This window comes from Olivibacter sp. XZL3 (genome assembly GCF_004368405.1).
In the GTDB taxonomy this organism is placed as follows: domain Bacteria; phylum Bacteroidota; class Bacteroidia; order Sphingobacteriales; family Sphingobacteriaceae; genus Olivibacter.
This window is the reverse complement of the sequence record NZ_SBJH01000042.1, coordinates 258,426-273,151: the sequence shown is the minus strand read 5'-3', so window position 1 is coordinate 273,151 and position 14,726 is coordinate 258,426. Positions and strand designations below refer to the sequence as shown.

The window sequence follows — 14,726 nt, the reverse complement described above, 5'->3', positions numbered from 1 at the left end:
AACTCCTCTGGAGTTTCCCACATTCCAACATCTTAATCAACAACAATAAAAGTGTCTACTTTTTTTAGGACATGACAAAGGTTGGGAGCAACCTTATACCTTCTGTTTTCATTGGGTCCCATAGCGTACACCTTTTGCTTTCTACCTTAAGCCCCTTTACCTTTCCAATAGCCACTGCTTAAAAGCTTCAAAATCAGTTCCCAGTAAATCCTTTTGAGCTGGTTTGCTTTCCAAATCCTTTACCTGTTGCGGTATATCGATAGCTTTCCGCAGATCTGTCGGAAAAACATCGGGAAACTTGCAAGGATGTGCTGTCGATAAAAAGACGGTCATATAATTTCCTTCTTGCTCATTTTTATAAGCCTTCCCTGCTAAGTAAGCAATGGCCGTATGTGGGCAGGCAAGATATTGGTGGCTGTTGTAAAGCTCATCAATGGCTTTGCGAGTCTCCTCGTCAGTATAAGCATAGGCGGTCACCTTTTCCTTCAACAGGTCGCGATTTGCTTCAAAAAGATCCATAATCCGCACCCAGTTACTGGGATTCCCAACGTCCATGGCATTTGATAAGGTGGCCACGGACGGCCGAGGCTCATAGCTGCCGCTTGTCAGGAAGCGAGGGACCGTATCGTTTACATTGGTAGCAGCTAAAAATTGCCTGACGGGCAAGCCCATTTTAAAGGCCAGCAGGCCCGCACCGATATTACCAAAATTTCCGCTGGGTACAGCAAAAACGATGTCCGTTATCCTTTTCCTCTTCATCTGCGCATATGCATTGAAATAGTAAAAAGTTTGGGGAATCAGGCGGGCAATATTAATGGAGTTAGCCGATGTTAACCGGAATTGTCGATTGAGTTCCGAGTCGTTAAAGGCTTCTTTTACCAGGGCCTGGCAGTCATCAAAGGTTCCATCGATCTCAATAGCGCGGATGTTTTGACCATTGCGGGTTAACTGTTGCTCTTGGATAGGGCTCACTTTTCCTTTCGGATACAGGATGGTCACTCGCGTGCCTGTCACGCCTAAAAAACCGAGTGCTACGGCTCCGCCGGTATCTCCGGAAGTGGCAACCAGCACATCCAAGAGCTGCTCCTTTTCCGTAGTTGTGGATAGATAAGCCATTATGCGACTCATAAATCGGGCACCGAAGTCTTTAAAGGCGAGAGATGGGCCATGGAAAAGTTCCAGCACCGCGGTACGCTCATCGAACGATACGACGGGAGCTTCAAAGTTGATCGCTTCGTCCACTAGCTGACGAAGGTCACTGGCTGGAATGCTGTCGCCAATTAAGGTTTTGGCCACCTCGAAGGCGATTTCCTGTAAGCTGAATTGATCAAGTTTATCAATGAAGTCGGCAGAAAGCGAAGGAATTTCCGTCGGCATATAGAGCCCTTTGTCTGCTGGTAAGCTATTAAATACGGCTTCTCTGAAAGAAACCCTTAGTTCTTTATTGTTAGTACTGTATAGATTCATTAGAGTTATGAGCTATGAGTTACGGATTTCAGTATTAATTAGTCTGTGTTGTAGTTGTTCGTTCGATGTAAGTGGACTCAGGGGCAACTAGCAGCTCGCAACTAAAGTTCCCTAGGCCCATGTTGATTAATACTTGAAACGTAACCATTGCTGTCAATTTCCTTAGACCGCAGGTGCTGAACAATCTTTTCTGTAATATGCGCTGCGGTTTGCCGGTTATTTGAGAAAGCAAAGACGGAGGGCCCCGAACCGGAAATGCCGAAGCCCAACGCACCGACTTCCATAGCCGTTTTGCGCATTTCGTAGAACTCAGGAATCAGGATCGCCCGGACGGGTTCGATGAGCACATCTTCCATACTTCGGCCGATCAAACCGTAGTCGCCCATAAACAGACCGCTTATTAAGCCTGCGATGTTACCCCATTGAACTACGGCATCTTTTAGCTCGATTTTAGCGCGGATCATTTGCCGTGCGGCCCGTGTGGGCACGTCGACATGTGGAAATACCACAGAACAGTATAAGCTGTCGGGCACCGGTAAAGGGATAACTTCCAGCGGATCATAGCTTTTGATTAAGGTGATACCGCCAAGCAGAGATGGCGCTACATTATCTGCGTGGCCGTGTCCGCAGGCCAGCTCCTCTCCCTTCATGGCGAAAGGTAAAAGATCTCCTTTAGTTAACGGTTGTCCGAGTAATTGATTGATGGCAAACAAACCCGCTACCGTGCTGGCCGCGCTCGAACCCAAGCCGCTACCAATGGGCATATGTTTGTGTAATTCTATTTCGACTCCCACCTCTTCACGGTTTAAATGCTTTAATAACATCTGTACACAAGCACTTACTGTATTCTTTGAAGGGTCTAACGGTAAGCGCCCGTCATCACCGGTAATCTTTAACAGTCTGACACCGGGTTCATCCGAACGTTTCATGATTACTTCATCTCCCGGTTCGTCCAAGGCGAGCCCCAAAATGTCAAAGCCGCATACGAGGTTAGCCACCGTTGCGGGTGCGAAGACATGCACTTGATCTCGTTCTTTTCCAACTTTGCCAGTCGGTTCTTTTTCTGTTGCTAATTCCATCTATTAATAAGTAAAAATTCAAAAGTAAACCTGCTACTGCAGGCAGGAAGTAAAAATACCTTCCGCTTCAGGTCTTAAACCTTCCGTTTCAAAGCTTCTTAGGCTCCCGCGTTCATTAGATCGGCAAATACGCCCCCTGCAGTAACCTCGCTACCAGCTCCAGGGCCTTTTACCACCAAAGGGCGTTCCTTGTAGCGCTCGGTGGTAAAGGAGATCACATTGTCGCTTCCTGACAGGTTAAAAAAAGGATGTTTTTCATCCACAAGTTCCAAAGCAATAGACACCTTGCCGTCCGCTAGTTTTCCGATATAGCGGATCGCTCTATTTTCGTTTAAGGCCTTTTCCTTCAGCGCATCGAAAAAGGAGGCTTCCTTTTTAAGTTGCTCATAAAATTCGCCGACATTCCGGGCGTTTAAACAGGCTTCCGGAAGGATAGCACCCAGCTCAACGTCCTGTGCTTCTATGGCTAGGCCGCTATCGCGGGCCAGAATAAGCATCTTTCGCATAAAATCGGTACCCCGTAAGTCGTCCCTTGGGTCAGGTTCTGTATAACCGAGTTCCTGCGCGCTCTTTACCACATCATGAAAAGATGCATTGCCTGTGAAGTTGTTGAAAATATAAGAAATCGTTCCTGAAAGAATGGCCTCGATGCGGATAATGCGATCTCCGCTCGTCATAAGATCTTTTAACGTGCGCACAATGGGAAGTCCGGCTCCGACATTAGTTTCGTAGAAGAAGTCGACACCATGGCTGCGGGCCGTATCACGCAGCTGTTTATACTCCGCATAGCTCGAAGAGTTGGCGATCTTATTACAGGTTACCACCGAGATATTCGATTTAAAAATCTGAAGATAATGCTTGGTGGGGTCTGTGCTTGCGGTGTTGTCGATAAAAATGCAATTAGGTAAGTTAAGCGTTTCCATTCGCTTAATAAAAGTCTCCAGATCGGCCGGTTCGCCTTTACCGTCCAGCTCAGCTTGCCAGGATGTTAGCGAAATCCCCTCAACATCAAATAACATCTTGCGCGAATTACTTATCCCCACTACTTTTACTTCGATGTCATTGTTGTTTAGTAAAAAGTCTTGTTGATCAGATAGTTGCTTAAACAAGGTCGACCCGATATTGCCGGTTCCGAGATTGAATACATGAAGTGTTTTCTTCAAGGCAGTGAAAAAAGCATCGTGCACGGCGTTCAAGGCCTTCGATAGATCCGACTGGTTAATGATTACCGAAATATTGTATTCGGATGAACCCTGCGCGATGGCTCTTACATTAATACCATTACGGCCCAATGCATGGAATAGTTTTCCTGAAATGCCCGGCGTTTGCTTCATGTTTTCGCCGACAATGGCAAGCACCGACAGCTCGTTTTCGATGACGGGGGCTTCGAGTTTTTTTGCCAGCAGTTCCAACTCGAAGGCGGATTCGATTAGGTGTTTGGCCCTAACAGCGTCTGCCGGGTGCACAGCAAAGGTGATGCTATGTTCGGATGATGATTGAGTGATCAGAACAATGTTGATTTGCTCATGGGCAAGTAGGGAAAAGAGCCGTCCGCTGAATCCCGCTTTTCCGATCATGCCACTACCACTCAGGTTGATAACACTGATAGCGTTAATAGAGGAGATCCCTTTGATGGGGTACGGCGATTTTCCGCTATCGTGTTGAATTACAGTTCCGTGGAAGCTGGGATTGAAAGTATTGCGGATTACAATCGGCACTTTTTTCATGAAGGCCGGAATCATGGTTGGCGGATAGATCACTTTTGCACCGAAATAAGACAATTCCATCGCTTCGGTATAAGATAAAACCGGCAAAGGAAAGGCTTTTTTAACCATGCGCGGGTCTGCGGTTAACATGCCATCTACATCCGTCCAGATTTCGATGGACGATGCCTGAAGGGCAGCCCCAAAAATGGCAGCGGTATAATCGCTCCCCCCCCGTCCTAAGGTGGTAATCCGACCGTTCACGTTCGATGCGATAAAGCCTGTTACAAACAGAAAGTTATCAGGATGTGCCTGTACAAACTGGCGAATGAGCATTTCGCTTTGTTGTAAATCTACGCGCGCATTGCCAAAATGGCTGTCGGTTTTTATTAAAGTGCTGGCGTCAACAAATAAACTTTCGGGGAAATATTGTGCGGCGACTTTAGATACCAGAAAGGTAGAACAACGTTCACCATAACTTAAGATAAGATCTTTGCTCTGCAGACTGAGTTCACGTAGATTCAGTACACCTTGCAACAAATCTTCCAGCTCATTTAAAAAGAGCTTAAGCTGGGTCAAGACCGGATTCTGGTTTTTGATTTGAATAAGCTGCTTTACAATGTCGAAGTGCATTGATTCCAGTTCCTTTAGAGCCGGAACAAAGCTGATACCCTGCTCCGCTTCTTCCGCCATTTGCGTCAGCAAGTTGGTAACGCTACTTACGGCCGATAAAACCACAATAGGTTTTTCTCCCTGTGCGTAGCCTTGCTTTAAGATTTCCAATAAACCATGGATGCTTTCTGCCGATCCTACTGAGGTTCCCCCAAACTTAAGTATCTTCATTTAGATTTTCTATTGTCCTTTAAAATGGTTGTTAAATAAGAAAGGCGCTTTCTCGTCGAGAGAAGCGCCTTTTATGTTTATTTGCTGGTATTACAACATAAAGATTACTTCCCTCGGTACCATGCTGTCCCGGTGGTAATAATTGTGGATGTTGTAATAGCTATTGTTCTTTTCATTTTTTGTATTGGCAGTAAAGTAAGCGGTTTATTTTTAATTTGTCAAGATATTTTTAATTTTTTTTAGAGATTGTTAATTCGCATTCGGTTGCACGGTTTTTGAGTTTCATTGTTCTGGGTCTACGTTGTACGTAAATGAATACTGGCTGATTTCCGGTAAGCTTTGCAGCAAATACGGAATGGGATAGCACGGCCATTAGCTAAGGCTGATTGCTTATGGCCTACAGCCTACTAACTATTTCCTATTAACTGTTTTCCTTGATTGTGGCTTATACGCTAATGCCACCCAACGGCTGAAAGCAAAGGCCCACTGTTCCTCGTGGAACAAACAAGTAAACAGCCTATGAAGGGAGTTTTGCCATTGAATAAAAAATCTTATTTTTGGGCAATCTTTGTAATAGCACAATAGTCAGTGATGTAAACAGCTGAGTATTTCTTATCGCCGTAGAAAATTATTGTATTCATATGAATGACCTAATAAAGTTACAACTAGAAGACGCTAATGATTCCATGCAGAAAGCTATTTCGCATACAGAATCTGAATTAACTAAAATTCGCGCAGGTAAAGCAATGCCCTCCATGTTAGATGGAATTAACGTAGACTATTACGGAACTCCCACTCCATTATCGCAAGTTGGAAACATTAATACACCTGACCCTCGTAGCTTGGTTATTCAACCCTGGGAAAAAAGCTTATTAAGTGCCATCGAGCGGGCCATCATCGATTCCAATATCGGACTAAACCCACAGAATGACGGAAATATTATTCGCTTAGCGGTTCCGCCTTTAACCGAAGAGCGCCGTAGAGAACTGGTGCGGAAAGTGAAAGATGAAGCAGAAAAAGGAAAAGTGGCTATCCGGAACATCCGAAAAGACGCGAATGATGGAATTAAGAAACTAAAGAGTGAAGGTGTATCAGAAGATGAAATTAAAATAGGGGAAGGGGAAGTTCAAAAGTTAACGGACAGCTTCATCGTTAAGGTAGATAAATTGGCTGAAGCAAAAGAAAAAGACATTATGACGGTCTAAGGAATTTTCTAAAATTTCTAAAACGGGGTGTCTAAAAAGTCGTTTTCTTGGCGTCGAGCGTCTGCCAAGGGATACTACTTTTTAGACACTTACTTTCATTCATAATATACTACACATAAAGGGAACACGGGTATCTTTCGTCTGACCTGTTTCTCAACTACAGGATTGAATATATCAAGCTGAAGGGATTTCTTAAAATGTATTAAATCTTCGCTGTTTTGACCGGCCTCACAGATGTCGGGCGAGCGGAAAAATTATAGGACACTGTGGCGATAAGCTCAAAAGGGATAAAAAATCCGGAATGTATGACTACAGCTGTGCTATATTTCTAAATTGTTGCGTAAAGGAGACCTATCCTTCAAAAATTGCTCGTACTTTAGGGCAAAGTTTACATAACATGAAGAAAATCTTACTTTTTATCGTCTTTATCTATTTTAATCCTATATGGGCACAGCAAAAACCAAGCTTAACGGTTGAAAAGATCATGCGTGATCCCCAATGGATGGGGGTTTTTCCCGAGGATATCAGGTGGGGTGAGCTGGATGGGCGCTTGTACTTTAGGTGGAACCCTGAAAGTCTTGATTACGCCCCTTTGTACAGCGTTGGGGTGCAAGACCGACAACCCAAAAAACAAGAAGAAAAAGCAAGCCGCGATCTGGTACGCCAAATACAATATAGTAAAAACGGGAATCGGGCAATATATATAAAGCATGGCGATCTTTTTATCTATGATAAAAAATCGCGGAGCGAGAAGCAATTGACCGCGACGGTCGACGTGGAGTCAACGCCACAATTTAACGCGGACGAAAGCCTTGTTATTTTCAAGCGCGGAGATAATCTGTATACTATCTCTTTATTAAATAGTGAGTTGAGGCAGTTAACCAATTTTACAAAAGCTTCTAAGCAAAAGCAGCGGGACGCTAAACTTTCGGATCAAGATCAGTGGCTTAAAGATGAGCAGTCAGCATTATTCGATGTGCTTCGCGAACGAAAGAAAAAGAGTCAGGTGCAAGACTCCCTCCAAAAACTACAGGAAACCAAGTCGTTGAAAGAGCTGCCCGTTGCGGAGGACGAAATGGTCAGAAGCATTATCGCAAGTCCCAATCTGCAATATGTCGCTTATGTAAAATACAGCCCGGTTAAGGACAATAGGAATACGATCGTTCCGAACTATGTAACAGCGTCGGGCTATACGGAAGACATGCAGACGCGAAATAAGGTGGGCGATAAGCAGGGCACTACAACCGCTTTTCTATATGATATAAAAAAAGATACGATTCTTTCTATTTCTACGCAAGGTCTGGAGGGAATAAAGGACATTCCCGACTTCTACAGTGATTATCCGTCAAAGAGAGATTCCTTGTTAAAGTTGAACCAAGACAGAGCGGTTAATATTTCCGGCGTTTATTGGAGTCCCAACGGTGATCGAGCGGTCGTAGCAGTTTATGCACAAGATCACAAAGATCGTTGGATAGCAGCGTTAGACCTTCAATCAGGTGTTTTGCAAACCTTGGATCGGCAACATGACGATGCTTGGATTGCGGGACCAGGTATTGGCGGATGGGGCGGTGGTCATGTGGGGTGGATAGATAATGATCATATCTATTTTCAAAGTGAACAGACAGGATATTCGCATTTATACCGTATGTCGGTAAGCAATGGGCAGAAGAAGCAGCTTACAAGCGGACGTTTCGAAGTACAAGATTTAGTCCTTTCAAAGGATAAAAAGACATTCTATTTGACGGCTAACAAAGCGCATCCCGGAATAACACACTTCTATAGTTTGTCGGTAAATGGAGGCGACTTAAGACAGATAACCTCGATGAAAGGGGGGCATGAGGTAAGCCTTTCGCCGGATGAAAAATGGCTTGCTATACGTTATTCGAGCAGCAATACGCCTTGGGAACTGTATTTGCAGGAAAATAAACCCGGTGCAAAGCCCCTGCAAATTACAGAATCGCGGAGCGATGAGTTTAAAGCTTATCCTTGGCGTTCGCCCGAGGTGATCAGTTTCGCAAATCGCTATCAGGATAGCATTTACGCTCGCTTATACCATCCTGAAAATCCTAAAAAGAATAAACCCGCGGTCATTTTTGTTCATGGTGCCGGGTATTTACAGAATGTTCACTATTGGTGGAGTTCTTATTTCCGGGAATACATGTTTCATAATTTACTCGTGGATCTCGGTTATACGGTACTGGATATCGACTATACGGCAAGCGCGGGCTATGGAAGAGATCACCGTACGGGTATTTATCGGCATATGGGCGGCAAAGATTTATCCGATCAGGTGGACGGGGCGAAACTTCTGGTGGAGAAATACGGCGTCAACCCAAAGAATATTGGCATATATGGCGGCTCGTATGGCGGCTTCATTACACTCATGGCACTTTTTACGGAGCCAGAAGTTTTTGCAGCAGGTGCCGCATTGCGGTCGGTGACCGATTGGGCCCATTATAACCATGGCTATACTTCCAATATTTTGAACGAGCCGGTAAATGATCCCAAGGCCTATCAGCAATCATCGCCTATCAATTTTGCCGATGGCTTAAAAGGACATTTATTAATGTGCCATGGTATGGTGGATGTTAATGTTCATTTTCAGGATATTGTGCGGCTTAGCCAACGATTAATTGAGTTAGGAAAAGACAATTGGGAATTAGCAGTGTATCCGGTAGAAGATCATGGGTTCGTTGAACCGAGCAGCTGGACCGATGAATACAAACGTATTTTAAAGCTTTTTGAAGAGAAACTTATTAACGAATAGGCGCCATTTTCGCTGTTTGAAAAGGTTGTAGTCGAGCACTCTGTTAAACTCACATCAGGTGGGACTTAGGCTCGACTATCATTACCGTGATAGATGCTTAAGTAGCTTTCATATCTGCTGGCTTCAATTTCCCCCTCTTCCAAAGCTTCCAGAACGGCACAGCCGGGTTCATTGATATGCCTGCAATTGTTAAATCTGCATTGATGCATCAGCGCACGCATTTCAGGAAAAAAATGGCTAAGCTCCTGCTTCTCGATATCAATTACGCCGAACTCCTGAATGCCAGGTGTATCGATGATGTAGCCGCCCTTTTCCAATTGCAGCATTTCCGCAAAAGTGGTGGTATGTTTTCCCTTATCAGACCAGTCGGAGATTTTTCCGGTACGTAATGCGGCTTCTGGAATGATGCGGTTAATAAGGGTCGATTTGCCTACCCCGCTGTGGCCGGAAATCAAGGTCACCTTATTGCTTAAGGAAGCCTCCACAAACTCCATATTCGTTCCTTTTAAGGCCGAGATTTCAAAGCAAGGATAGCCTAGCGCATCATATATTGATCGGTATTCGCCAAGGATTTCTAAACCCTCTTCGCTAAAAAGGTCTAGTTTATTAAATAAAAGACCGGCTGGTATATCGTAGGCTTCCGCCGTAACAAGAAATCGGTCGATAAAACCTAAAGAAGTGGGTGGCGACGCTAAGGTTACCACGAGGTACGCTTGATCTAGATTGGCAGCAATGATTTGGGCTTGCTTGGACAGGTTAACCGATTTACGAATCATATAATTCTTTCGGTCGTATAACCTCGTAATAACGGCAGTCTCCTGCTCGGGCTCCGGTTCAATATCAACCCAATCGCCTACTGCGATTGGGTTAGTGGTTTTTATGTCCTTAGTACGAAACTTGCCTTTTATGCGGCATTCATAGCTTACGCCGTCCGATGAGACGGTATACCAACTGCCGGTAGATTTTGTAACGAGTCCCTTCATCTATGCTAAAATAGCCGCCAAGCCTTTTTTCATTCGGACAATCGTTTCATCCCGTCCGAGTAATTTAGCGATATCAAATACATGTGGGCCGAACTTGCCGCCCACCAGCATGATGCGGAATGGCAACATCAATTCACCCAGTTTTAACCCGCTCGCCTGTATCGCATCTTTGTAATACTGTTCAAGCGCTTCGGTTTCCCAAGGCTCGAAGGCTTCAAGCGCAGGAATGATCGCCTGGAAGAAATTTGTTTTATCTTCGCTCCATTTTTTCTTAATGGCTTCTAAATCATATTGCATGGGAGGTGTAAAAAAGAAAGAAGCCTGTTCCCAAAAATCGGCCACAAAAGTAAGTCGGTCTTTCACCAATGCCAACACCTCGGCCACGTAGCTGTCAACTGGAGCATCAACCTGATGGCTCTCCAGCACCTCTTTGACCATAGGGAGTAACCTAGTGTCCTCACTTTGTTTAATCCATTCATGATTAAACCATTTTGCCTTCTCGAAATCAAATTTCGCTCCCGCCTTACTGATGCGATCAATTGAAAACTCACGGATCAGTTCCTCCAACGTGAAAATCTCCTGATCGGTACCGTTATTCCAACCAAGCAAGGCCAACATGTTAACGAAAGCTTCTGGCAGAAAACCAAGCTCTTTAAAACCTTTGGTAAGATCGCCCGTTTTCGGATCGGTCCAATTCATAGCATATACAGGAAATCCTAATCGGTCGCCATCGCGTTTACTGAGTTTTCCATTTCCGTCCGGCTTCAGAATTAATGGAAAGTGAGCCCATTCAGGCATACTGTCCTTCCAACCTAAATATTCCCAAAGAAGTAGATGTACAGGGGCCGAAGGCAGCCATTCCTCTCCTCTAAAGGCATGTGTAATCTTCATTTGATAATCGTCTACTACCACTGCCAAATGATAAGTAGGCATACCGTCTGCTTTCATAAGTACTTTATCGTCCACCAGCGAAGTTTCGAAACTTACCGCACCTCTAATCATATCATGAAAACCGACCGTTTCGCCCACAGGCATTTTGATACGAATAACATGAGGTGTGCCTGCCGCCAAAAGCTCTTTTACTTCCTGCTCATCCATACTTAAGGAGTTGCGCAATTGCAGCCTATTTTCATGACTATATTTAAAGTTTGGAACGAGCTGACGTTGGGCTTCGAGTTCTTGTGGCGTATCGAATGCATAGTAAGCATGACCGCTCTGTATCAGCTGTTCGGCAAAGTCGCGATACCGGTCTTTCCGTTCACTTTGTCTATATGGCCCGTAAGGCCCGCCGTGTGTAGGACTTTCATCGGGCGTTAAGCCGCACCATGCTAAACAAGAGAGAATATACTCTTCAGCACCTGGTACATACCGTGTCTGATCTGTATCCTCAATCCGTAGTATAAATTCGCCGCCTTGACTTTTGGCAAAAAGATAATTAAACAGGACGGTACGCACGCCGCCGAGATGTAGTCCGCCCGTTGGACTGGGTGCAAATCTTACCCTAACTTTTTTATCTGTAGACATAAGCGCAAACTTAGAGAAAAGGCTTTGGATATGCAATCCTCACGGTGTCATATCCAAGGGTATTGTGCTTAATTACAGAAGGAAGGTAGCGATCTAATCGGCTATTCGCTAATGTCAGGCATTTTATCTAAGTTTGTAAACTTTTTGCCTAAGAGGCAATGATATAAGGTATATGCAAACCATATCACTATGTTAGAAAAATTAGAAGCGATAAAATTACGTTGGGAGGAAGTAGAGCGCGAGTTGAGCAACCCGGATACGGTAAACGACATGAAACGTTTTGCGAAGCTGAACAAGGAATATAAAGATTTAGGCAAAATTGTTGAGGAGTACCATATCTATAAGAACATCATCAGTAACATTGAAACCAATAAAGATATATTGGCCAATGAGAAAGACCAGGAGCTGAGGGAAATGGCCAAGGAAGATTTAGATGCGCTGCTTGTTCAGAAGGAGGAGAAAGAAGAGCAGGTAAGGCTCATGATGATTCCTAAAGATCCCGAGGATGCTAAAAACGCGATATTTGAGATTCGGGGAGGTACTGGAGGAGATGAAGCCGCTTTATTTGCGGGCGATCTATACCGCATGTATACCCGTTACTTTGATCAAAAAGGCTGGCGTGTAGAAGTGATGGACGTTACGGAAGGTACGGCAGGAGGTTATAAAGAAGTCATCTTGAAAGTTAGCGGAGAAGATGTGTATGGTCAGTTGAAATATGAATCGGGCGTACATCGGGTGCAGCGCGTTCCCGACACCGAGACACAGGGCCGTGTTCACACCTCTGCGGCATCCGTTGCGGTTTTACCGGAAGCAGAAGAAGTGGATGTGGAGATTAATCCTGCGGACGTCGAATTGCAGACCTCTCGTTCGGGAGGCGCCGGCGGTCAGAATGTTAATAAAGTGGAGACGAAAGTTCAGTTGACGCACAAGCCCACGGGTATTGTGGTGGTGTGCCAAGTAGAGCGCTCACAGTTAGCCAATCGGGAATTGGCCATGGAGATGCTCCGAAGTAAACTGTACGAGCTAGAAGTGCAGAAGAAGCATGGAGATATTGCGGCAAAACGGAAAACAATGGTCTCTACAGGTGATCGGTCTGCTAAAATCCGGACCTATAACTATCCGCAGGGGCGGGTAACGGAGCACCGTATTGGCTTAACCATGTATAACCTGCCCGCAATCATGGACGGTGATATACAGGAGATTATAGATGCGCTTCAGTTTGCGGAAAATGCAGAAAAAATGAAAGAGGGCGGCATCGAATAATTTTTTTCATAAAAAGATTTTAATTTTAAAAAAACGCGCTATATTTGCAGTCCTCAAAAGAGGGGAATAGGTCCGGTAGTTCAGCTGGTTAGAATACATGCCTGTCACGCATGGGGTCGCGGGTTCGAGTCCCGTCCGGACCGCTGAAAGGGAAAGCAAGTAATATGCTTTTTTAGTTCTTGAAATAGTTAAAGTTTGGTCCGGTAGTTCAGCTGGTTAGAATACATGCCTGTCACGCATGGGGTCGCGGGTTCGAGTCCCGTCCGGACCGCTTTCAATCTCTGCTTAGTTTTTATGCAGGGATTTTTTTTTCTCCCATTTTTTCCGATAAGATATGCGTTGGTCAATGGGGAAATACCGTCTTATATTAAACTGAGGTCATAAACAATACTTGTAAAAAAAGCAAGTTTTTTCTTTTCAAGCATGCACGGATTAGGATTGCTTCGTAGTGAGGCGGGCAAGACTTTGAAGCTCGCAGGTCCTATCATTTTAGGTGAATTAGCCCAGATGGCGTTGAGTCTTATCGATACGGCTATGGTGGGGTCCGTTAGCTACAAACAACTTGCTGCGGCTGCTTTGGTAATGAGTGTTGTAAACATCCCCTTTGTCTTAGGAATCGGTATGACGATGTCTGTATCGCAATTGGTGGCTATGGCTCATGGACAGAATGATGCGCAGAAGGTTTCTCATTATTTGTACAATGGCGTTATACTCTGCACCGCTACAGCCATTATGATCTCGCTGGGCTTAGAATGCGGTAAAAATATACTATTTAACCTAAAGCAAGATCCGCAAGTGGCGGAGATGGCCGTCCCCTTTTTGCGTATCATCAGCATCTCCATTATCCCGATGATCTTATTTATGTCGCTAAAACAATTCACGGACGGTTTGGAGTATACGCGTACAGCCATGACGCTTTCCTTAATCGCCTTACCTCTGAATGCCTTCCTTAATTGGCTGCTTATTTTTGGAAACTGGGGTTTGCCCAGGTTAGAGCTGGTGGGTGCGGCATGGGGTACGCTAATCACAAGAACGCTGATATGTATAGCACTCGCGCTTACCATATTAAAACACAAAACTTTTAAACGGTATATAGTTGCGGGGCGCAGGCATTGGAGATTTAGCTGGCATACCATGAAGGAGCTTTTGCGAATTGGGGTGCCCAGCAGTTTACAGGCCGGTATGGAGGTAGGTGTCTTTGCGGTATCGGCCATATTAGTTGGCACGATCGGCGCTGAGGAACAGGCTGCTCATCAAATCGCCATGAATTGCGCTGCATTTACCTTTATGGTGTCTATGGGATTGGCTCAGGGAGGCTCCATCCGTGTTAGCAATGCTTATGGCAGAAACGACTGGAAGCATATCCGGATCATCGGCAAAAGTAGCATGTTGACCGCCCTCTGCTATGGATGTCTCTGTTTTGTTGTGTTTATATCTTTGAACGACTATCTGCCAAAACTTTTTAATGATAATATCAAAGTGGTCGGGCTGGCCTCTTATTTATTGATATTCGCTGCTATTTTTCAGATATCTGATGCCACACAGGCTGTTTCCGTCGGCCTACTTAGAGGAGCAAAGGATATAAAAGTGCCTACATTCCTCGTTGGACTTGCCTATTGGGGTGTAGGCTTGCCTGTTGGTTACTACCTCGCCTTTCATTTAGAGATGAAAGCCCCGGGCATCTGGACTGGGCTGATTATTGGCCTCAGTCTGGTGTCTGTGCTTCTGTCTGTTCGATTTTTGAAGCTAAGAAGTGCTTAGTTTGTATTTTTTTTCTTACTTTTTTAAGAATCTCAACTTTATTTCGTCAATTTCCTAGAAATTCCGTTTCATTTAAAAGAATCCTGTAAAACTGTTGGTGTTTTTTTTATGTATGATAAAATATGTTGTGT

9 protein-coding genes and 2 tRNA genes are annotated in these 14,726 nt (G+C 44.7%); 6 read left to right on the top strand and 5 right to left on the bottom strand.

The window, feature by feature from the left end; translation table 11 throughout:
- Positions 1-156 precede the first annotated feature (156 nt).
- The 3 genes from thrC to thrA all read right to left on the bottom strand — a co-directional run bounded on the left by thrC (position 157) and on the right by thrA (position 5,092).
- Positions 157-1,467 carry a threonine synthase gene (gene thrC / locus EPX21_RS10550; RefSeq protein WP_134089656.1) on the bottom strand — a complete coding sequence of 437 codons (1,311 nt, stop codon included), beginning with the start codon at positions 1,465-1,467 and terminating at the stop codon, positions 157-159.
- A 101-nt stretch (positions 1,468-1,568) separates the two neighbouring features.
- Entirely contained in the window at positions 1,569-2,546 is a 978-nt protein-coding gene (locus EPX21_RS10545; RefSeq protein ID WP_134089655.1) for a homoserine kinase, read from the bottom strand.
- A gap of 98 nt (positions 2,547-2,644) precedes the next feature.
- Entirely contained in the window at positions 2,645-5,092 is a 2,448-nt protein-coding gene (thrA, locus tag EPX21_RS10540) for a bifunctional aspartate kinase/homoserine dehydrogenase I (protein WP_134089654.1), read from the bottom strand.
- Between the two features lie 641 nt (positions 5,093-5,733).
- Between thrA and frr the strand changes: the two genes are divergently transcribed.
- Together frr and EPX21_RS10530 are read left to right on the top strand one after the other, a co-directional pair.
- Positions 5,734-6,297 carry a ribosome recycling factor gene (gene frr, locus EPX21_RS10535; protein ID WP_134089653.1) on the top strand — a complete coding sequence of 188 codons (564 nt, stop codon included), beginning with the start codon at positions 5,734-5,736 and terminating at the stop codon, positions 6,295-6,297.
- A 397-nt stretch (positions 6,298-6,694) separates the two neighbouring features.
- Positions 6,695-9,064, top strand: coding sequence for a prolyl oligopeptidase family serine peptidase (locus tag EPX21_RS10530; RefSeq protein ID WP_134089652.1), 2,370 nt, complete (start codon positions 6,695-6,697; stop codon positions 9,062-9,064).
- Between the two features lie 65 nt (positions 9,065-9,129).
- Here the strand turns inward: EPX21_RS10530 and rsgA are convergent, their stop codons facing one another.
- Together rsgA and gltX are read right to left on the bottom strand one after the other, a co-directional pair.
- Positions 9,130-10,047, bottom strand: a complete 918-nt coding sequence (rsgA, locus tag EPX21_RS10525) for a ribosome small subunit-dependent GTPase A (RefSeq protein WP_134089651.1) — start codon at positions 10,045-10,047, stop codon at positions 9,130-9,132.
- Positions 10,048-11,571 (bottom strand): glutamate--tRNA ligase, encoded by a 1,524-nt coding sequence (gene gltX, locus EPX21_RS10520; protein ID WP_134089650.1) that lies wholly within the window; start codon positions 11,569-11,571, stop codon positions 10,048-10,050.
- 189 nt (positions 11,572-11,760) lie between these two features.
- On the opposite strand from gltX, the gene prfA reads away from it, so the two are divergent.
- From prfA to EPX21_RS10500, 4 genes are all read left to right on the top strand, one after another.
- On the top strand, positions 11,761-12,834 hold the full coding sequence (prfA, locus tag EPX21_RS10515; protein ID WP_134089649.1) for a peptide chain release factor 1: 1,074 nt from the start codon (positions 11,761-11,763) through the stop codon (positions 12,832-12,834).
- Positions 12,835-12,903: 69 nt separating this feature from the next.
- A tRNA-Asp gene (locus tag EPX21_RS10510) sits at positions 12,904-12,977 on the top strand.
- A gap of 54 nt (positions 12,978-13,031) precedes the next feature.
- Positions 13,032-13,105 (top strand) — tRNA-Asp (locus tag EPX21_RS10505).
- A gap of 152 nt (positions 13,106-13,257) precedes the next feature.
- A complete protein-coding gene (locus EPX21_RS10500; RefSeq protein ID WP_134089648.1) occupies positions 13,258-14,595 on the top strand; it encodes an MATE family efflux transporter in 1,338 nt (445 codons plus the stop codon).
- Positions 14,596-14,726: the final 131 nt, after the last annotated feature.

What these genes read in the sequence shown, in the direction of transcription:
- gltX (WP_134089650.1), bottom strand. Translation starts at nt 11,571, where the DNA reads ATGTCTACAGATAAAAAAGTTAGGGTAAGATTTGCACCCAGTCCAACG.
- EPX21_RS10545 (WP_134089655.1), bottom strand. Translation starts at nt 2,546, where the DNA reads ATGGAATTAGCAACAGAAAAAGAACCGACTGGCAAAGTTGGAAAAGAA.
- frr (WP_134089653.1), top strand. Translation starts at nt 5,734, where the DNA reads ATGAATGACCTAATAAAGTTACAACTAGAAGACGCTAATGATTCCATG.
- prfA (WP_134089649.1), top strand. Translation starts at nt 11,761, where the DNA reads ATGTTAGAAAAATTAGAAGCGATAAAATTACGTTGGGAGGAAGTAGAG.
- rsgA (WP_134089651.1), bottom strand. Translation starts at nt 10,047, where the DNA reads ATGAAGGGACTCGTTACAAAATCTACCGGCAGTTGGTATACCGTCTCA.
- thrA (WP_134089654.1), bottom strand. Translation starts at nt 5,092, where the DNA reads ATGAAGATACTTAAGTTTGGGGGAACCTCAGTAGGATCGGCAGAAAGC.
- EPX21_RS10530 (WP_134089652.1), top strand. Translation starts at nt 6,695, where the DNA reads ATGAAGAAAATCTTACTTTTTATCGTCTTTATCTATTTTAATCCTATA.
- thrC (WP_134089656.1), bottom strand. Translation starts at nt 1,467, where the DNA reads ATGAATCTATACAGTACTAACAATAAAGAACTAAGGGTTTCTTTCAGA.
- EPX21_RS10500 (WP_134089648.1), top strand. Translation starts at nt 13,258, where the DNA reads ATGCACGGATTAGGATTGCTTCGTAGTGAGGCGGGCAAGACTTTGAAG.